Origin of the sequence: Oribacterium sp. C9, assembly GCF_002007235.1 — a bacterium.
Taxonomy (GTDB): domain Bacteria; phylum Bacillota; class Clostridia; order Lachnospirales; family Lachnospiraceae; genus Oribacterium.
In genome coordinates this window covers 1-20167 of sequence record NZ_MUHW01000005.1, presented here as the reverse complement: position 1 = coordinate 20167, position 20167 = coordinate 1, and the positions used below count along the sequence as shown (strand labels likewise).

The 20167-nt window shown below is 42.2% G+C and carries 20 protein-coding genes; 5 read left to right on the top strand and 15 right to left on the bottom strand.

What is annotated here, in order from left to right; translation table 11 throughout:
- Positions 1-12 precede the first annotated feature (12 nt).
- Together BXO88_RS04565 and BXO88_RS04560 are read right to left on the bottom strand one after the other, a co-directional pair.
- Positions 13-591, bottom strand: a complete 579-nt coding sequence (locus BXO88_RS04565; RefSeq protein WP_078036577.1) for a hypothetical protein — start codon at positions 589-591, stop codon at positions 13-15.
- Between the two features lie 6 nt (positions 592-597).
- The gene (locus BXO88_RS04560; protein ID WP_078036576.1) at positions 598-1980 is read right to left on the bottom strand and encodes a 2-hydroxycarboxylate transporter family protein; all 1383 of its coding nucleotides are present in this window, start codon (positions 1978-1980) and stop codon (positions 598-600) included.
- Positions 1981-2198: 218 nt separating this feature from the next.
- On the opposite strand from BXO88_RS04560, the gene BXO88_RS04555 reads away from it, so the two are divergent.
- Both BXO88_RS04555 and BXO88_RS04550 read left to right on the top strand, forming a co-directional pair.
- Positions 2199-3872: a sensor histidine kinase gene (locus tag BXO88_RS04555; protein WP_078036575.1), complete on the top strand. Its 1674-nt coding sequence runs from the start codon at positions 2199-2201 to the stop codon at positions 3870-3872.
- Positions 3873-3931: 59 nt separating this feature from the next.
- Entirely contained in the window at positions 3932-4612 is a 681-nt protein-coding gene (locus BXO88_RS04550; protein WP_078036574.1) for a response regulator, read from the top strand.
- A 107-nt stretch (positions 4613-4719) separates the two neighbouring features.
- Here the strand turns inward: BXO88_RS04550 and BXO88_RS04545 are convergent, their stop codons facing one another.
- A complete protein-coding gene (locus tag BXO88_RS04545) occupies positions 4720-6300 on the bottom strand; it encodes a glucose-6-phosphate isomerase (RefSeq protein WP_078036573.1) in 1581 nt (526 codons plus the stop codon).
- Positions 6301-6587: 287 nt separating this feature from the next.
- Here BXO88_RS04545 and BXO88_RS04540 point away from each other — a divergent pair, with 287 nt between their 5' ends.
- A complete protein-coding gene (locus BXO88_RS04540) occupies positions 6588-7541 on the top strand; it encodes a carbohydrate kinase family protein (protein ID WP_078036572.1) in 954 nt (317 codons plus the stop codon).
- A gap of 28 nt (positions 7542-7569) precedes the next feature.
- On the opposite strand, the gene BXO88_RS04535 is transcribed toward BXO88_RS04540, so the two are convergent.
- Positions 7570-8058 carry a ferritin gene (locus BXO88_RS04535; protein ID WP_242945156.1) on the bottom strand — a complete coding sequence of 163 codons (489 nt, stop codon included), beginning with the start codon at positions 8056-8058 and terminating at the stop codon, positions 7570-7572.
- Positions 8059-8149: 91 nt separating this feature from the next.
- Complete coding sequence (locus BXO88_RS04530) at positions 8150-9346, bottom strand: FprA family A-type flavoprotein (protein ID WP_078036570.1); 1197 nt, start codon at positions 9344-9346, stop codon at positions 8150-8152.
- Between the two features lie 260 nt (positions 9347-9606).
- On the opposite strand from BXO88_RS04530, the gene BXO88_RS04525 reads away from it, so the two are divergent.
- Positions 9607-10785 carry a phosphotransferase gene (locus BXO88_RS04525; protein ID WP_078036569.1) on the top strand — a complete coding sequence of 393 codons (1179 nt, stop codon included), beginning with the start codon at positions 9607-9609 and terminating at the stop codon, positions 10783-10785.
- Between the two features lie 41 nt (positions 10786-10826).
- Here the strand turns inward: BXO88_RS04525 and BXO88_RS04520 are convergent, their stop codons facing one another.
- Both BXO88_RS04520 and BXO88_RS04515 read right to left on the bottom strand, forming a co-directional pair.
- A complete protein-coding gene (locus BXO88_RS04520) occupies positions 10827-13019 on the bottom strand; it encodes an alpha-galactosidase (protein WP_078036568.1) in 2193 nt (730 codons plus the stop codon).
- A 368-nt stretch (positions 13020-13387) separates the two neighbouring features.
- Positions 13388-14302: a Fic family protein gene (locus tag BXO88_RS04515; RefSeq protein ID WP_078036567.1), complete on the bottom strand. Its 915-nt coding sequence runs from the start codon at positions 14300-14302 to the stop codon at positions 13388-13390.
- A 567-nt stretch (positions 14303-14869) separates the two neighbouring features.
- On the opposite strand from BXO88_RS04515, the gene BXO88_RS04510 reads away from it, so the two are divergent.
- Positions 14870-15559, top strand: a complete 690-nt coding sequence (locus tag BXO88_RS04510) for an aspartate/glutamate racemase family protein (RefSeq protein ID WP_078036566.1) — start codon at positions 14870-14872, stop codon at positions 15557-15559.
- 349 nt (positions 15560-15908) lie between these two features.
- Here the strand turns inward: BXO88_RS04510 and BXO88_RS16460 are convergent, their stop codons facing one another.
- From BXO88_RS16460 to BXO88_RS16950, 8 genes are all read right to left on the bottom strand, one after another.
- Entirely contained in the window at positions 15909-16079 is a 171-nt protein-coding gene (locus BXO88_RS16460; RefSeq protein ID WP_168171616.1) for a hypothetical protein, read from the bottom strand.
- Positions 16076-16927: a CPBP family intramembrane glutamic endopeptidase gene (locus BXO88_RS04505; RefSeq protein WP_078036565.1), complete on the bottom strand. Its 852-nt coding sequence runs from the start codon at positions 16925-16927 to the stop codon at positions 16076-16078. Before BXO88_RS04505 ends, BXO88_RS16460 begins: the two co-directional genes overlap by 4 nt.
- An 83-nt stretch (positions 16928-17010) precedes the next feature.
- Entirely contained in the window at positions 17011-17553 is a 543-nt protein-coding gene (locus tag BXO88_RS04500) for a GNAT family N-acetyltransferase (protein ID WP_078036564.1), read from the bottom strand.
- A gap of 211 nt (positions 17554-17764) precedes the next feature.
- Complete coding sequence (locus BXO88_RS04495; RefSeq protein ID WP_078036563.1) at positions 17765-18076, bottom strand: GNAT family N-acetyltransferase; 312 nt, start codon at positions 18074-18076, stop codon at positions 17765-17767.
- Between the two features lie 255 nt (positions 18077-18331).
- Positions 18332-18946 (bottom strand): LysE family translocator, encoded by a 615-nt coding sequence (locus tag BXO88_RS04485; protein WP_078036561.1) that lies wholly within the window; start codon positions 18944-18946, stop codon positions 18332-18334.
- A gap of 284 nt (positions 18947-19230) precedes the next feature.
- Positions 19231-19632: a hypothetical protein gene (locus BXO88_RS04480; protein ID WP_078036560.1), complete on the bottom strand. Its 402-nt coding sequence runs from the start codon at positions 19630-19632 to the stop codon at positions 19231-19233.
- 4 nt (positions 19633-19636) lie between these two features.
- Positions 19637-19834, bottom strand: coding sequence for a helix-turn-helix transcriptional regulator (locus BXO88_RS04475; RefSeq protein WP_027871670.1), 198 nt, complete (start codon positions 19832-19834; stop codon positions 19637-19639).
- An 89-nt stretch (positions 19835-19923) separates the two neighbouring features.
- A complete protein-coding gene (locus BXO88_RS16950; RefSeq protein WP_256363644.1) occupies positions 19924-20058 on the bottom strand; it encodes a hypothetical protein in 135 nt (44 codons plus the stop codon).
- Positions 20059-20167 lie beyond the last annotated feature (109 nt).

Below are 20167 nucleotides of genomic sequence, written 5' to 3'. Positions count from 1 at the left end.
TATTTTTCTCCTTTATCTTTGATTTAAATAGTCTGCATTGATAACAGACCATGCTTTCTCAACTATTTCAGGGATCAAATCATACATTACCATAAAATCCCCTTTTTTCATATTAACAGTTTCTCTGTCAACAGGTATATAGGATAAATCCGAGTCGACAGACTTTTTCGGAGCGCTTGCCAAAAGTTCAAGCCATGCTGCCCTTTCCAGCCTTTTTTCAAAAGAAAGAGCCATCAGTTCTTTTCTCGTACGTAACCACTCACTTACAGTTCCGTATTCTATGAGAATTCCGCCAAGTATGAAAAACAGTCCTGTAAAACCTATAAGACCTTCACTTCCCATATTAAGCAGAATGAGGCAGCCCATAATTATGATGACAATGCTTAGAAAACAATGCTTTTTCTTTTCTCCCGAAAACTCCAGTGTGTCTTTAAGCCTTCGTTCTGCACAGCTCCGGCATATCCCGTAATCCTGAAATTTCCCGAGAGCCTGTACTTTATTATCGCCCTTCAGGGATCTTACATGAAGGGTCTGGACTTCCAGCACCCTGTACCTGAAGTCTGCCTCTTTTTGACAATTACTGCATTTCATAAATGCTTACAACATTCCTCCGAGTATAGATAACAGAAGTGATCCGATTATAAGGATAATGGAACCACCTATTCTTGAAGAGATCTGTGAGAATGGCATAAGCTCCATTCTGTCTGCTGCTGAAAGGACAGCAACGTCACCTGTTCCACCCATATTTGCCATGCAAAGTCCTGCAGTTATACCTGCCTCTAAAGGATAGAAACCAACAAGCTTACCAACAAATGCAGCACCGATAAATGCGCCTATACATGTAAGAAGGCAAAGAACGAGATATGTAAGTGAGAAGCTTGCTATAACTGTTCCGAGCTCCAGATAGCAGATACCGATACCAACGAGAAGTGTAGTTGTGAGATTCTTCATGATGAACTGGAACCACTGGAAGCAGTCTATCTCTATATCTTCAGGAATGATATCGAGAACCTTGCAAACTGCTACGGAAATGATCATCCATGCATATGCGTGGATACTTACTGACGGAACAAGCATGGTCCAGAACTTGGATACGATATAGCCCCATGCGAAGAAAGAACAGGATACTAAAAGTCCCTTACCGAGATTAGTGACATTAACCTGATCTCTTTTCTTCTGCATCTCAGGACTGATCTCATACTCTGCTGCATTGGCAGTACCTGTTCTCATAAGTGCGCCCTTACCGTTTAAGTTTCCGCTGAGAACCTTTGAAAAAACGCCGGCCATAACGATGGAGATCGCATTTCCGATGGCAACCGCAGGTGTCATGGTGGAAATAGCTTCATCAGCTGTCATGGTTCCTGATGATTCAAAGATCTTTGAAAGAGGAACTGCACCTGCTCCCATTCCGCCTCCCATGATAGGAAGTGCTATAAGAAGAACTGACTTGATAACGCCAAAGCCCATTATAGCGCCTGCAACACCGGCAAGTAAAAATGAAAGTGCGATGGCTCCGAAAATTGCAGGGAAATATCTCGCTGCTGCCTTCGCAAGAAGCTTTCTGTTCATACCGAGAATAGAACCGCAGATAAGAGCTGCGATATAGAAATCAAGGAACGCACCTGTAGGCTTAAAGAAAGTGGTGATATTTCCAATGAGATCAAGCTTGATCCCCATGGCATAGACTTTATTTTCAGCATCTAAAAGCTTAGGTATCAGATTGAAATAATTGAGTGCAGCTGAACCAAAGATAACAACGATAGCTCCGCCACCGAGATAATCCTTGATTATAGGTGTCCTGTTTCCGATTTCATTCAGTACAGTTCCGATAACGATCATGAATGCAAAGCAACCCGCCATTCCCTGCGGTAGAACACCCAGATAAGTTGCTGCAAGGACTATCGCCGAAAAAATCGCGAATATCGTCCATGGCAGCTCAAACAACTTTAATCCTTTGTAGCCTTCCGTACTCTGTGCCATATAACCCTCCTAAAATTAAAAAAATTTTTTCGTAGTAAGATCCCTGAAGCAGTTACTTATTATCCGGACAGGATTAAAATAAAGTATGCCTTACACGACCATGGCATCTCACTATCTGTTGCATTTCTGTATTTGAATATATACAATCTTAGAAAAAGTTTTAAGCTTTAGAAACTTAAAAAAAATTGCTATTTTTTTATCATACAGGAGGTTTATTTTTGAAAAAACCATTCCGAAAAGTCACCAGTCTTTCCCATATCCTCATCAACACTTTCATCATAACCGCTATAAGTACGCTTATACTTACCACTGCTCTTCTTTATACGACTATGCGTATTTCTGCAGGGCGACTGGAAAACACCATTGAAGAGATACTGGTTTCCAATGCTGACATCCTTGCATCCTCCGAAAGTGTCAAGGAAGCCCTCATAAATAAAAAATGTGACGATGCACTTATGAATTTTCTGGATTCAATCGCCAGTACTAGCGATACCATCAATATCATAAGCATTGCCGATACGGATTCGAAACGTGTATATCACATAAGACATAACCTCATCGGTCAGTCCTTCGTAGGTGATGACCAAACGGAAGCCTTGAATGGTAATTCCTATCTTAGCTTCGCCACAGGAACAGAAGGAGCCCAGAGAAGAGCCTTTCATCCTGTATTTGATGATTCAGGAAATGTCATAGGTTTCGTAATGGTGTCCACAAAGATGTCCCAGGTAGGAGAACTTAAGTATAATCTGCTCCTGCAGTACCGATGGCTTTTCATCGCTGCTCTTGCGACCAGCATTCTCATACCGGAGGTCATTTACAAGATGCTAAGCAGTGTCCTTTTGGGTAACCGCCCGGAACGTCTGGTATACTTATATCAGACTCAGCTCGGTCTTCTGAACACTCTGGAGGAAGGAATTCTTTCCATAGACAAAAATGGAGATATCAAGCTCGCAAATGCCGCTGCCGAGCGTATTCTTTTCTCCACAAAGGATGAACTTGAGCAGCATAACATCTCCGAATTCCTCACAGCAGAGGACGGAAAAAGCGTACTGGACATAAAGAAAAATACAAAAAACCTTGCATCCTCAAGACCCAATGTCCTCATGCATATAATTCCTCTGTACGAAGGGAAAAAACAGACAGGCCTCACTCTCATACTGATCGATAAAACAGAAGCGCAACGACAGGCTGAGCAGCTCACAGGCTCCATGCATATGATCTCAGCATTACGCGCCAACCGCCATGACTTTATGAACAAGCTTCAGGTCATATACGGTCTCATACAGATGGGGAATCCGGAAAAGGCTGCAGCCTACATAAATGAGGTTTCGGAGATACAGCACAATGTTGAAGATCCTATACTTCATAAGATTAGAAATGTCAATCTGGCTGCTCTCATACTCGGAAAGCTGCAGAATATGCTGGAGACAGATATAGCTATGAATATATCTTCTGAAAGTGTCATCCCGAGGCACAGCGCTTTTCTTTCAAGCAGAGAGCTGGTGACTATCGTAGGAAATCTGCTGGAAAATGCCATAGAAGCCATCAATATGAAGCAGGGAAATGATGCAAGGACCATAGATCTGCAGATAACTGAAACCGAAGAATATCTCATGATTTCGGTATCTGATACCGGTATCGGCATCAAAGAAGCCGATTTTGATAAGATATTTTCCTATGGCTACAGTACAAAGTCAGATACAGGCAGAGGAAACGGTCTGTATATCACAAAGGAAATAGTCACGAGACATCATGGAAATATAGATGTTGAATCAGATCCGGGAGAAGGTAGCACATTTGAACTTTTCTTCAATGAAGTCCGTACCGGATTCAGAAAAGAATTTCAGGAATTTGTTCCGGCAGGAAAAGAAAAACATGAGCCGGAAGTATAAATTTATTCCGTCTGACTAATCGATGTCAGCACGAGAGACAAATAAACAGAGGAAAATCTATGTATAAAGCAATTATAGTTGATGACAATGCTCCTGTCGCAGAGATCAATCGCGAATACCTCATGAAATGCGGTGAATTTGAAGTCACTGCCATGTTCAAGGACGGTTTCGAGGCCATGGAATATCTGAAAAACAATAGTGTGGACCTTGCGATACTTGATGTCTATATGCCTAAAATGGACGGGATGCAGATGCTTCACAAGCTTCGGGCTCTCCATAATCCTGTTTCCGTTATCATGATCACCGCCGCAAATGACCTGATGGTCATAGAAAGCTCTTTGAACTCGGGAATCATTGACTACATCATAAAGCCTTTTTCCTTCGAACGTTTTTCTTCAGCTATAGAAAAGTTCAAAAAAAGAGCCGGCTTCATGAAAGAAAATAAGGCTGAACGACTTACTCAGACTAAGCTTGATAAACTTCTCGAATCACACATTGAGGCTTCGGAAAATGAGCCTCTGGAAAAGGGACTCAACAAAAAAACTCTTGAAACTGTTTATACATGGCTTACAGAACATCCAAAAGATCGTGTGACCTGTGAGAATCTGTCAGGACAGCTCAAGCTTTCAAAGGTGACCATACGCAGATATATGAACTATCTTATAGGGGAAGGTAAAGTCCAGAGTACAGTTGATTACGAAACAGGAGGACGCCCCTCCATCATTTATCAGTTAAAATAATCAAAAAGAAGCATGCACAAAGTGCATGCTTCTTTTTGTTGTATTCTCTATCACCATGTATTCTTATACTTGAGGAACAACTCAAATAGGTGATAAAAATATTTTTATCAGATATTCAGAAGCTTGCTGTATGCTGCAAGTGCTCCGTCAGTCTCATGTGCAAGAACCTTCTTGGCAAGAGTCTTTCCGAGCTGAACACCTTCCTGATCGAAGCTGTTTATGTTCCATACAAAGCCCTGGAACATTACCTTGTTCTCGAAGTGAGCGAGAAGTGCACCGAGAGCCTTAGGATCAAGCTCCTCACCGATAATGATGCTTGAAGGACGACCGCCCTTGAAGTTCTTGTTGAGGTTTTCGTCAGTCTTTCCGCAGGCGAAGGCTACGATCTGGGCTGCAACATTGGCACAGAGCTTCTGCTGGCTTGTGCTGCCCTGAATGTCTACATCGTTTCTGATCTGGCTGTTTCTGAAGCCGATGAACTGAAGAGGAACGATGTCAGTTCCCTGGTGAAGGAGCTGATAGAAGCTGTGCTGTCCGTTTGTTCCCGGCTCACCGAAGATAACAGGTCCTGTTACATAGTCTACAGTCTCACCGAAACGGTTGACCTGCTTTCCGTTTGACTCCATATCAAGCTGCTGAAGATGTGCAGGGAAACGGCTGAGAGCCTGTGAGTAAGGAAGTACAGCAGTGCTTGGATATCCGAGCACGTTTCTCTCATATACGCCGATAAGGGCATCAAGCATGGCAGGATTCTTTAAAAGATCACTGTTTGTGGAAAGCCTGTCCTCTTCTGCTGCTCCATCAAGGAAGTCAGCAAATACCTTAGGTCCGAAAGCAAGTGAAAGAACTGCTCCGCCTACACCTGAGGTGCTGGAGTAACGTCCGCCGATATAATCATCCATGTAGAAAGCTGTGATGAAATCATCACTATGTGCAAGAGGAGATGTCTCTGATGTAACTGCGATCATGTGCTTTGCAGGATCGAGACCGGCCTTCTTAAGTGCGTCCATGACGAAGGACTGGTTTGTAAGTGTCTCAAGTGTTGTTCCTGACTTTGAAACAAGGATGAAAAGTGAATGTGCAACATCTATAGAATTAAGCACGGATGAGGCATCGTCAGGATCAACATTGCTGATGAACTTTGCTTCCATCTTGAATGTATCATGCTTCTTAGCCCAGTTCTCAAGTGCGAGATACATAGCACGAGGACCTAAGTCACTACCGCCGATACCGATCTGAACTACTGTTGTGAACTTTTCGCCGGAAGCATTGGCAATCTCACCTGAATGAACCTTTTCAGCGAACTCGGCGATACGCTTCTGCTCGTTCTCATAGAACTCACGCTTGTTAACTCCGTCAGCTACCACATCCTTTCCGAGCTGACCTCTGGTGAGCTGATGAAGAACCATACGCTTCTCACCTGTATTTATAACTTCGCCTTCATAAAGAGCCTGATACTTCTCTGTGAGCTGTGCTTCCTTTGCGAGCTCAGAAAGAGCTGAAAGGATATCATCATCAACTTCCTTTGAAGCATAGTTGTAAGTAAGACCTGCTGCCATAGGTACAGAATACTTGCCTACACGCTCTGCTCCGTTTTCGCCGGACATGGCTTCCACAAGATTAAGACGCTTTGCAGCCTTGAGATTTTCATAGGACTTTAATGTATCGAGATTATTCCAGTTGATCATGTAGAGATTCCTCCTTAAACCATACAATTATGTATAATTTTATCTTTAGACTTTGATAAAAAATCAACGTTTATATTATCGCTTTTATTTATGCAATTCGCAAGAAAGAAATTCCAGTCTCTGTAAATATTTTGGATACGATAATTCATGGTTGCTTTACGATATGTTTCTGGGCTATGATTTTGCATGTCACTTTTCATGGATGATACAGTAACGAATCATCCATGCCTTTTAAATAATAGATGCCTTATATTCATCAGGCTTAATGTCATATAGAGGAGATTTACATGAGTCGTAAAAAGCTGCTTGTCATAGGTTCTACATGCGTGGATGTCATCATCAAGCTCGATCACCTTCCTGAAACAGGCGAGGATATGCACCCGGAATGGCAGCATTTCGCCATGGGAGGCTGCGCATACAATGTAAGTCAGGTCCCGAAGGGCTGCGGTATAGATGTGACTCTGGTGACTCCTGTTGGTACAGAGGGAGTATACAGCGGTTTCGTTAAGTCGAATCTTTTAAAACAGGGAATAACGGGAATAGTAACTGTTGATGGTGCCGAGAACGGCTGTTGCTACTGCTTCGTGGAAAAAAATGGTGAAAGGACCTTTGTATCTGTTCACGGAGTGGAATACAGCTTTCATGAGTCATATATGGACGGGCTGAAGGGACAGAGCTTTGACTACACTTATATCTGTGGTCTGGAGGTAGAGGAAGAGACCGGATATGAGCTAATAGAATGGCTTGAGAAGCATATAGATCATGTTCCTTCAAATGAAGATGACATAACTGCAGGAACTCTTGTTTATGCTCCGGGGCCCAGGGGTGTCAATATTTCTCCCGACAAAAATGAGCGAATATTTGCCATGAGACCCATTCTTCATTTAAATGAAGCTGAGGCTCTTGCATTAAGCGGTGAAAATTCTCTTGAAGACGCGGCATCAAAGCTTCAGAAAAAAACACAGAATCTCATAGTGATAACATTGGGCGAAAAGGGAGCTTTATGGATAGAAAAAGACGGCTCCCTTCACAGGATGCCGTCTCGAAAAGTAAATGTAAAAGACACTATAGGTGCAGGTGATTCCCACTGTGGCTCTCTTCTTGCAGGTTTAAGCATGGACTGGTCTATAGATACGACCATGGAATTTGCCGCTGCTGTTTCTTCAGAAGTTGTGAGCATAGAGGGTGCTGTACTTTCTGAAGACAGGATCCATGAGCTATTTGAATCGATAGAGCCTTAGCGCGGTTTTGGCCGGATACCTACATGTTTCATCCCTTTCTCGCCCCCAGCTCCTTATCAAGAAGATACAGGTTCTTCGGCTTATCACCAAGCATCTGAACCTTGACTATCATATCCTTGGAGTTCTTCTCCTCCTCCACCTGTTCAGTTATGAACCAGTTAAGGAAAAGCTGTGTGCGATAGTCCTTGGCAGAAACCGCAGCGTCATAGATCTTGTTGATCTCATCGGTTATATAATGCTCATGCTTGTCAGCTTCTTTGACAGCATCAAGCACAGTCTTGAACTTTGGAGCAACCTCTTCGATGACATTTAAAGGAACATCCTGATCATTGTCCAGAAGATAGTCATAAATCTTCAATGCATGCTCCTGCTCCTCTGCTGCCTGAGCCCTGTACCATGCGGCGAATCCCGGGAGATCATTCTGACTGAAATATTTTGAGATTCCGAGATAAAGATATGCGGAATAAAATTCCTTGTTTACCTGAGCTGCTAAAAGATCTGCTACTTTTGAGTTCATAATTTCTCTCCTTTATATTTTCTTGTTAAGGACTCCTGGTGGATTCCTTTGAATCTGTCCTTTGATCCGATCATGACTCATATCGGATTTTTCATTTTACTGTTTCTGCCAATGCCTTTGCCATTACATCGAGTTCTGCCAGAGCACTTTCATCTACCGATGATGTTACAGAGATCTTCGGCTCCAGTATGGTCATGTTCTTCATACTTACCAGTATCTCTTCCATTTTTTTGTTGGCGAATTTAGCCCAGCTTCCGTTCTCTATGATTCCGACAGTTCGTCCTGTGAGATTATGGTTCTTGAGATCTGTAAGGAAGGTATGCATGTTGTCAAATATCTCTGCATTGTAAGTGGCACTTGCAAAAACAAGAGTTGAATATTCAAATGCTGTAGAAACAAGGTATGAGACCTCAGTCTTTGATACATCATAGACCTTCACATCCCTGACACCGAGTTCCGCAAGCTTCATGGAAAGGATGTCGGCTGCATTTCCCGTATGACCATATACAGAACCGTAAAAGACAGCAACTGACTTCTTTTCCGGGGTATAGGATGCCCAGCTCTTATAAAGCTCTATAATGGTGTTCAGATCATTTCTCCAGAGATGTGCATGAAGAGGAAGTATCATCTTCAAATCGAGAGTCTCGAGTTTCTTGAGAAGAGCTGTGGTCTGTACACCGTATTTACCTACTATATTTGCGTAATATCGTCTTGCCTCATCCTTCCAGTCATGTTCCCAGTCAACTTCGTCTGCGAAAATGTTTCCGCTCATGGCTCCGAAAGCTCCGAAGGCATCTGCCGAGAATAGAGTTCCTGTTGAAGCATCAAAGCTGACTATAACTTCAGGCCAGTGTACCATAGGTGCTGTATAGAAAGTCAGGGTATGGTGGCCAAGCTCCAGAGTATCCTTTTCCTTCACAACTACGGAATCCACATCTATGTGATAGAACTGTCCTATCATCTGTATGGCTTTCTGTGATCCGACTATCTTTAGTTTTGGATATCTAAGCAGAAGTTCAGGTATGCAGGCACAATGATCCGGTTCCATATGCTGGACAACCATATAATCAAGCTCTCTTCCATCAAGAGCTTTTGTGAGATTATCAAAAAACTGTCTCGAAACTGCATCATCGATTCCATCCATGAGACAGGTCTTGTCATCGAGGATAAGGTAATTGTTGTAGGACATGCCATCAGGTGTTGCATAGGCATTTTCAAAAAGCTGAAGTCTTCTGTCGGATGCCCCGACCCACCATATGTCTTTCTGAACTTCACGTATGTTGTACATGTAAAACAGCTCCCTTCTTTATATTTGATTTGATCCGAACTGAAACTTATAAAAACCGTGAAAACTATTGCTTTAATTATATCCTAAATAAAAAAATCATGTCATTATTTTTGATTATTTATAAAATAAATTATTCAGTTTTTATGTATTTATATCTCTATAATCTTTTGACGAAAAAATATGTATGAAATCATTTCGGCTTTAAATGATCCATTCATACTAAAGCGCTGTATGAGGGGCTTGATCGTAAGGAGTTTATCATGCGTACGAACAAAGAGAACGGTAAGACAACAATCTATCTTGAAGGATATATAAATTCTGATAATGCATCAACGATAGAGGATGAGATAATGTCCATTCTCAAGGACACCGCACCGGATTCGGAGATAAGCTTCGATGCTGAAAAACTCTCATATATTTCCAGTGCAGGTTTACGTGTTCTTTTAAAAGTAAGAAAAAAACTCGGAAAAGCTTTTACCATATATGACGTAAACAGGGATATCTATGATATTTTTGAAGTATCCGGCTTTAATGAAATGATGAATGTCAAAAAAGCTCTTCGCAGTATCTCCGTAGATGGCTGCGAAAAGATCAGCAGCGGCGCGCACAGTGATTTTTACCGTCTTGACTCCGAAACCACAGTCAAGGTCTATAAAGGTGATTTCAATTCCCCGGAAAAAATCGAACAAAACAGGATCATTGCAAAGACAGTGTTTACCCATGGAATCCCTTCGGTTATACCGTTTGATATGGTCAAAGTAGGTGACAGTTATGGCCTCGTTTATGAAATGATGTGCGAAGGTACTCTCGCGAGTCACCTTTCAGCTCATCCTGAAGACATAACAAAATACGGAAAACGTATAGCTGAGCTTGCCAAAAAGCTTCATTCAACTGAAATTGAATCAAGTGAACTGCCGGATGCACGTTTTCCGTATTTCTGCAATCTCAATTACATTAAAGAAAAGGGTTATTTTACTTCTGAAGAAGAATCAGATGTATATAATCTTATCACGAGCATCCCGGAAAGAAATACCTTTATCCATCGTGATCTTCATCCCGGCAATATCATGCTGATGGATGATGAGCTTATACTTATAGATGTGGATGATTCCGGAGTAGGACATCCCATGATCGATCTCATAGGAATGTATAAGGTCTATAACGAAGCTTCAAAAACCGGTTGGACTAAACGTACAATGGGCCTCGGTGAAGATATACTGGAACCTTTATGGAATATAACCATACAATCATATCTCGGAAATGAGTACAGCGATAAACTCCCCGAAGTGAACAGGGTTCTCAAAGGATATGGCCTACTGAACAGTTTAGTCGGAATTGCAGCAGCACCTACATTATCCGAGGATGAAAGAATCGAAAAAATAACAAAGATGAAAAAGCTTCTATTTTCTATGATAGATTCACTTTACCCGATACCATAAAAATCAAGCCACCTCTTATGAGGTGGCTGAATTTTTGCTTATCACTTTTTCATGAAATGAAGCTGTACTGCAGGGTAATCTCCCTGAGAAAGATTTATGGCATAGCCTCCGTACATGAGAGCTGCACCGGTGAAAGAAAGCTCTGTGCCTTCAAGCTCATAGACTGAAGCTTCATCGAGCCCCTTCAGCTTTACATTTTTGATGTGAGCATTGGCCTCAGGCTTCTTTACAACTATGTTTAAAAGAGCCTCGGATCTGTCAGCTGAAACAAATTCCCATGCCTTGTAAATCTCATGCTCTTCACTGCGACCGAGCCTGTAGTAGTCACCTCTCTCGATGAGACTGTAGTATCTGTCAAAGGTCTTTATCTGCTCTTTTATGGTCTCGCGGTCTTCAACTGATGCCTTAGTTATATCAAGCTCGTAACCGAAGGTACCCGACATGGCAACTATTCCTCTTGTATTAAGAGGTGTAGTTCTGCCTGTCTGATGGTTTGGCACAGCTGAAACATGGCTTCCCACTGTACTTACAGGATAACCGAAGGAGCTGCCCTCCTGGATCTCCAGTCTTTCGATTGCATCGGTGTCATCGGAGCACCAGATCTGCGGACAATAGTACATCATGCCTGCATCGTAACGTCCGCCTCCTCCGGCGCATCCCTCGATCATAAGATCAGGATAAGCCTTCAGGATCCTGTCTAAAAGAGAATAGGTTCCAAGTATAAATCTGTGAGCAACTTCTCCCTGACGGTCTGCAGGAAGATGGTTTGAAAATACATTACTGATGCTTCTGTTGAAGTCCCACTTGATATATGAGATGTGTGCGCTTCCGAGAACCTTGCTGATACAATCAAAAAGATAGTCAACAACCTCTCCGTTACTCATATCGAGAACCATCTGGTTACGTGACATGGTAGGACGTCTTTCAGGGTCTCTAAGAGCCCATTCCGGATGCTTTCTGAAAAGCTCAGAGTCCTCGTTTATCATCTCAGGCTCGAACCAGAGTCCGAACTTCATGTCCATCTTATCAAGCTCGTCGGAGATACGCTTAAGTCCGCCCTGAAGCTTTTTCTCATTGACGAACCAGTCGCCTAGACCGGAGTTGTCATCATCACGCTTTCCGAACCATCCGTCGTCGAGAACCATCATTTCGATTCCGAGCTCTTTTGCGCTTCGTGCTATATCAAGTATCTTTTCGCTGGTGAAATCGAAGTAGGTTGCCTCCCAGTTGTTTATGAGAACAGGACGTCTCATATGGAGGTACTTCCTGTCACAGACATTCTCACGGATTATGTGGTGGTAATTGTGGCTAAGTTCCGTGAGACCGCGATCGGTGAAGGACATGATAACTTCCGGTGTATGGAATGTATCTCCTTTTTGAAGCTTCCATGAGAAGTTCTCATCATTAATTCCGGAAACTATCCTCACTGCTCCTGCCTGATCCTCTTCTATCTCGAACTTGTGGTTTCCTGAGTACATGAGCATCATGCCGTAGCACTCGCCTCTGTCTTCATTGGCATCCCTGTCGCAAAGAATTACAAATGGATTTTCATGGTGGCTGCTCATGCCCCGCTTTGAACTGATTACAGCTATGTTCTGAGTGAGCCTGTTGCGGGTAATTGAACGCTCCATGCAGTGTCTTCCTGCGAAATGTATCTCATCCCAGCATCCGAAAGGCACGTCAAGCATTGCGGAAGATGCTTTTCTAAGGTCAATGCTTACATCAGAAACATTAACAAAAGCAGAATGTCTCGTTATGACATCCTTCTCTGGGAATACAGAATAGTAAAGCTTAAGCTGTAAGCCTATTACGCTGTCCTCAAGTGTGATGACAAGAGTTTCTGCCTCTTCACCATACTGTCTTACAGAAGGAAGTCCGGGAATCTCAGGTTTCACTCCGAGTATTTCATGAGACTTGTATCGGAAATCGCAGCTTCTGCTTCCGTTTTCTGAAATGAGATTTACAGAGCTTACTCTGTAGTCGCCAACATTGGAACCTGAGAACTCTTGTGGAAGTACGTCAATTGAACGACCCCTGTCCAGCCTGTTCTCGTAAAGGTTCCCGGAGAAGCCTCTATCTATAGGCACTATCTGATAACTCATATCAGCTCCAAATGTGTTCCTTCCGTAGTAGTTATGTATGAGAAGACCGATGTCATCCACCTGCATCTGATATTCGGTGTTCTTTGTCATCAGTCTGAAAAGCTTTTTTGATTCATCAAAAGTGATTGCCATAAAATATCCCTCCTATAGTTTTCAGGTTTCTAAACATGTCATAGGAAAAAGTGTTCAGAAATCCGGCCGCATCCCTATTTCGTGTGCCAGTGATGGGATGAGCCATGTACAAGTATACAGTAGATTTTTCTTATTAAAATCACTTTTGTTTAAAATTTAATAAAACTCGATTTAGTCTTTACTTAACGACCTCCAGAAGTTCTCTTCTTCCAATCACCACAGATTATAAATACCCTATCACTCCTCTGATTCGTCAACGAATAACCCTTCCCACAGCATCCTATTATAATATGCATTAGCTTCTTCGCATGCCTTCTTCATAAATACCATTCCATTGATACATCATTATCCTTATGAGAGGTACTTTATTAAGAGTACTGTATCTCCAACATATCCATGAGTCTCACGAATGTATCCTGTCCGTCCAGACAGATGTCCGTAAGCCAGCCTTTCTCGTTTCTCCATTCAGAGAGACCTCTGTAATAATAATTTTTCTTTGCATCTTCGATGATAAAAGGTATTACATTATGCCTAAGGCATTCCTTTAATGCTACAAGGCGTCCGACTCTGCCATTTCCATCCTGAAAAGGATGGATATACTCAAATTCGGCATGCAGCGCTATGATATCCTCCATAGTGATATTGTCTTTAGCATTATACTCTTCCAGCAAAGCCTTCATATGCTTATGGACCTCAGAAGGTTTGGATGTCTCCCGGCCTCCCACCATATTTGCACGCTTTTTGTAATCACCAACCGCAAACCATCCGAGGGTAGAATCCTTTGTGTCATGCTTCAGGATATAATGCAGATGTTTGATGATATCCTCTGTAAGTTCATCTTCCGCAATATCAATCACATAATCGATAGCCTTGAAATGGTGTACCGTTTCCAACACATCATCTACAGGGATGCCATCACACACATCAAGGGTATTTGTCTCAAAAATCATCCTTGTCTGATCCTCGGACAGTTTGCTTCCCTCAATATGATTTGAATTATATGTCATCCGGACCTGCAGCTCATGATATAGTCCTCCCGGAAGCTTCATCTCTTTTTCTTCTCTGAGAACCTGTAATATCTTATTATCAGAGACTTCCTTCATCAAAATCTCCGGATCCAATCCAAGATAATCGGCTATCTTATGTAAGCTCCGTTTTGAAAGCTTTTCGCCTTTACCTATCTTTGCTATGGTTCGGGTAGAGAGTCCAAGCTGCAAAGAAAGCTCTGTCTTTCCGATTCCCCTGTCTTTAAGAGCTTTTTCAAGAATATCATATGAAATCACAGACTCACCTCCGTCAATATCTTTACTTATTATATTTGTTTTGCGTGATAAAGTAAAGATTTCAGCATTACAACTACATAAAAGTAAAGATAAAGCCGTGTTCCAATGACTCCTGTCAGCTTTGCTGTTCTACTTCTTTCATAAAAATCCATCTCTTCCTATCTGCATTTTGCTAGATAATAGTGCCTGATCAATCACATCGTATGTGATCTTCTTTTGAATAATTCATTCACCAGAAGTATAGATGTAAATATCACTATTGGTTCTTGGCTACACTTTATATGAACGTTTTATAAATACTGGAGTCTTTGTCTTCCAATCATCATAAGATGGGCCCATGAATACTTACAGAGCCTTCAGGTGGATGTGACCCTTGAATGGAATCAGGGTAATCATTTTAAAGATGCAGACCTTCGGACAGCCAAAGCTTTTTCCTGGATCCTTGGCAGGGCATAAGAACATATATAAGTGTAAAACAGACTCAAATCAGTGTCAGATGGGAGTCTGTTTCTTTTTGGTGATAGGATATCTTTGACAACATAGATGTAATAATGAATGGAGGCAGGTATGAAAACTATAGGACTTATCGGTGGCATGAGTTGGGAGAGCACTGTCACCTATTATGAGATTTTAAATAAAGAAGTAGCAGGTGCACTTGGAGGATTTCACAGCGCCAAGATCCTTATGTACAACGTGGATTTTGCAGAGCTTGAGGAGAATATGTCAAACGGCTACTGGGCGGGAAATGCAGTGATCCTTGCTGATGCTGCCACAAGACTTGAGAAGGCAGGTGCTGACTTTATCGTTATTGCTACTAACACCATGCACAAGCTTGTGGACCATATACAGAAGCAGATAAGTATCCCGATCCTTCACATTTCTGATGCTACAGCTGATGCTGTAAAGCGCGACAACATATGGAAAGTGGGACTTCTTGGAACGAAGTTCACCATGACACAGGGCTTTATCAAGGACAGGCTAGCTGATGCAGGACTTGAAGTTGTGATCCCGGATGATAAGGACATTGAGCTTGTAAATGATGTTATCTTTAATGAGCTCTGTCTTGGAAAGGTTCTGGATTCTTCAAGAAAAGAGTACCAGAGGATCATCGATGATATGAAGGCAAAGGGAGCAGAGGGAATCATCCTTGGATGCACAGAGATTGGAATGCTTATCAGTGACAAGGACAGCACCCTTCCAACCTACGACACCACCATCATCCATGCAAAGGCAGCCGCCGCTATGGCCCTGGCCTGAAAAATGAAATAATCTAAAAGAAAAATTTCAAAAGCAGTTCTACTCATATCGAGTAGAACTGCTTTTTACATGCAGGAAAAGGGGTGAGACGGAAACAAAAAAAGGTCCGGGGGACTTTTTTCCCGTCGAACCGACCGACGAAGCCCGTAAGGGCGAGGAGACAGAACGACGAGTGATGCCCGTGAGCCCGCATTTTAAGCGGGTTTGCGGACTTTGAAAGTCCCCGGACAAAATCTCGGAAGATGTTAAGAAGCAAAATCTAAAAACCAACAAAGCAACACCAACCGCGCATATGCTTAAATCTATGATAAGATCTTTTCTTTTTTCTTTGTCTACAGCCTTATCTGTATTACTGCAGGGCGCGTATTTCTTCATATTTCAAAACCACTCTCACAACACTTTTTTTCTCTGCATTTTCTTCAGCACAGATTTCTTCCGCAATTTCAATATTCAGCTCCTCATCATTTCGCCCGAATTTGCAAGGCAAACGATCCAGTACAGATACATATTCTTCACTCATACTGTTCCTCCTTTTGGGGACGGGGTTAGTGGCTCATTTTTCTTAATCCTTTGGGTACGGGCAAGCACTACACCTAAAATCAGAACAATGATTCCCTGCAGGCTCCAATAGCAGATGCTGTATGTGCACACGGTTCCCAATGCTTCTTGATACCCGATACTCAGGACAAAATTATCAATTGTATGGAACAAAACAGCCGCCCAGATACTGCATCCACACTTTACGAATACTGTTGAGATTATGATACTAAGAAAGATTGTCTGCAATAAGTATAACGCAAAAGACATCTCGTATCCATCGGCATGAAAGACAAACATGGGAATGTGCCAGCCTGCCCAGACAATTCCGACCATTACGGCCGCAAGCAGCGGATTCAGTCGAAGACACAATTTACGAAAGAGATATCCTCTCCACCCGATTTCTTCTCCCAAAGGACCGCCGGCAACCAGAACCAAAATAAAAATCAAAGCCGCCATAAACGGATTATGAAATGTGATTCCTCCCACTTCGTTTCGAATATGAAATGCTTCCGTATTCGAATCAAGGACACGCGCAATCAGATACGGAAGAAGTAAGGATAATACGGAATACAGCAGCCCGAAGCAAATAAAAAAGGGAGACAGTTGAATCTTTTTGTGCTTCGGAAACAATCCTCTCTCTTGATACAGGAAAAAAAGACCCATCAGTGACGGAACAAAGGATCCTGCAATGCGAAACCCACTCATTCCGCGGAATTCAAAATACCATAACACCCATGTTATTCCATAGGTCAAAATAATAAAAGGAAACATTTTTTCAATTCTACTGTTCTCCGGAAAAACAATAGTTCCTCCGCTTTTTGCCTCCATCAGCCCACACTCTCGCGGCTCTCCCGACTTACTTAGTTATATTGCGATTTTATGTTCCAGCAGTCAACCCGACAAATGAGAAGTTATCTGACAAACTGCCATTCCTCTTTGGAAAGGCATGTTATATGTTCCGTTCGGAGAACGCCCTCTATGGCACAGGGCACATTATAGGCCGTATGATGATAATGAAAACCGCACTTCTCCTGAACACGCTTTGACTTTTCATTCCCATCAAAGTAACCACACCATATTTTATTAAGTTTCAGGTTTTCAAAACCGTAGCGCATCAATTCCCTGACTGCTTCCGGTATCAGCCCTCGTCCCCAATACGGAACTCCGATCCAGTAGCCGATTTCACCTTCTGAATCAGGAAGGCCAATATTGCTGGCTTTCCCAAGCATAAGTCCAATGCTGCCAACAGGCTGGCCTGATTCTTTTAATACTACAGCATAGGTCTCCGGCGCTGAAAGAACCCTCCGGATTATTTCACGGCTATTCTCTACACTTGTATGAACCGCCCATCCTGCGATTGGTCCCACATCAGGATGACTTGCATATTTAAATAAATTCTCCGCATCGCTTTCTTCCCACGGTCGGAGGATCAATCTTTTCGTTTCAAGTATCATGGCATACCTCTCTTACCAACGGCATCTCTGCAGACTTGAAGTTGTCTGTTTATGCAGAACGCAGTTATATCGAACTGCATTTTACATTTTCCTCTCATAAAGATAGAAATCAGTCCAGCCGGTGTTGTTGGCAAACCAATGCTACTTCCCGCAAAATACAAAACTAAGACTTTCGTACAGTTTCTGAGCAGGAAGATTTGAAGAAAGTGCGTCAAAGCGGCAGGCTTTCATTTTTTTTAGTCCGTCCAAGTTCCAGCGCAGACTGAATCATTTTCTTTCCGATTCCTTTTCCCTGAAAATCCGGCATGATTCCAAGAATGTGAAGTACCATCACCTCGTTATCATTTGCCTCAACCTGCCATTTTACAGGATGATAATCTTCTCCCTGAGAGAACGTGATTGCGATCACTCCCGCAAGATTCCCATCCTCCATAAACAGGTACATGTTTCCACCGTCGATGTACATTTGAATCATTTCGTCGGTTGGATGCTTTCCGTATTCCCAGCGGGCGTATTCCTTCATACTCGGCACGCGGTTGATTATGTCGATGTATGCCGACTTTATTTTTCAAAATCCGAGGCAGATGCTTTTACAAGATTTTTTTGAGATTCGTCTGATTTTTCGTGTTCCTTTTCTCCATTGCAGCGCCTAACAACAATCCAAAACATAGACCTATAGGCAGCCAAAATCCGATATTATGTGTAGCGATTCCTATGCTCATTCCGTAAATGAGTCCTAAACACATTCCGATAGATTGCGTAAATCCTTCTTTCATTTTTATCTTTCCTCCAGTGCAAGTTTTATCGACAATCCGGCGAAAGACAATGCAAATCCCCGTTCGATGTTCTTCATAATAGGTTTACGCCTTTGAACCAGCTCACGCAAAGCACCTGCGATCAGCCCGTATATAATGAAAACAATCAGAGTCATAAGCATGAAAACCAGACTTAACACAACCATGCAATCAATTTTGTCAACGGTATCTGAAGGAATGAACTGTGGCAGAAACGAAAAGAAAAATATAGTCAGTTTTGGATTCAGAAGATTCAAAACAACGCCCCGCGCAGCAGTTTTTAATGAAGTTGTCGCAAATCTATTTTCATCAAATTCAAGCTGTCCTGCGGATGTCCAAGTCTTCCATGCAAGATACATGAGGTAAACGGCTCCGGCATATTTTATTACCGAAAATATTTTCGCGCTCATGTGCATGATTGCGGACAAACCCAAAATACATGCGACAATATGAGGAATTATTCCGAGCGTGCAACCAAAAGCCGCAGCCAGCATAATTCTCTTTTTTTGTGTAAGACCCGTGTTGATTGTATAAATCACACCAGTTCCCGGAATAAGTACGATAACAAGTGCTGTCAGTAAAAAACTAATAGAGATCAATTTGCTCTCCCCTCTTTATTATCTTAGTGTTTTTAATTCATTTTTCAGCCTATCTGCATTTAATATATAGCAAAAAACAGAACCGACTGAAATTTCACTGATTTCAGCCGGTTCTGCACAGATTTGTTTTGATTTTGCACTCCATCTATTTTTAATGTCAAGGACATAGGTTTGTTGTGGCCATGAACTGAATTTTCATATCTGTTTGCACTCCTTGAAGAATTATAGTCATAAAAGAGACCGGTTTCCCGATCCCTTTCGCCAATATCAAGCCCCACTTACTCTTAAAACTCTCTGTTTGTGATAAAACGACAAATAAGGTAGATTACCTCCATCCCACAAACCATGTAAAAACACATCTGTGATTCACCCACACATCCAAGGGGTCTGAGTATTATACCCAAGGCACAAAGAAGCAAAATCGAAAAGAAAAATGCCCGCGATCGAGCCTTATCAGCAATAAAACGTAACCTTTCATCCTCATTTGAGATATCTACATGTTTGGCATACTCCGGATCCTTTTTATATCTCACTAAAAGCATCAGCCGTACAGCAGATACTCCGATAAGTGCACCGCCCATCCCACTCCAAAAGCTGTCAATATACTCCAAACACCCTGCTGCATACAATGCCGCACCGATAATTAGCAAAGCAATATACCATACATTTTTCTTTTGATTACTCATAGCACTACTCCTCCTCAAAAATAAACACATCTTCTATACTGAGCTTAAACAACTTTGCAATCTTATGAGCCAACCCGATTGAAGGATCATATTTTCCTTTTTCCAGTGAAATTATCGTTTGCCTTGACACTTCCAACTTGTCAGCCAGTTCTTGTTGCGTCAGCCCGTTTGTTTTTCTCAATTCAGAAACACGGTTTAGCATGATTATTCTTCCTTCTGTATTTGCTATGTAAAGTTCGCTTTACATTTTCATTATACATCCATTTACAAATATGTCAAGCGTACTTTACATTAAAATTCTTTCAGCGAAAAACTCACAGTCCACAGTCCCTTATAGCTTGTATCCTTTTCAAGCTTCACCTTAAAGCCCTCCACATACATCTGAGTCTGCACCGCCTGCAGGAATGCATCGCTCACAGGATACAACCGCCTCACCTCCCTCAGGGCATAAAAAAATAAGTGCAGATGTCAGAGGTAATTTGATATGCTCCCCCCAAGTAGGACACTGAAATATAAAACCTACTTGGGGGAATTT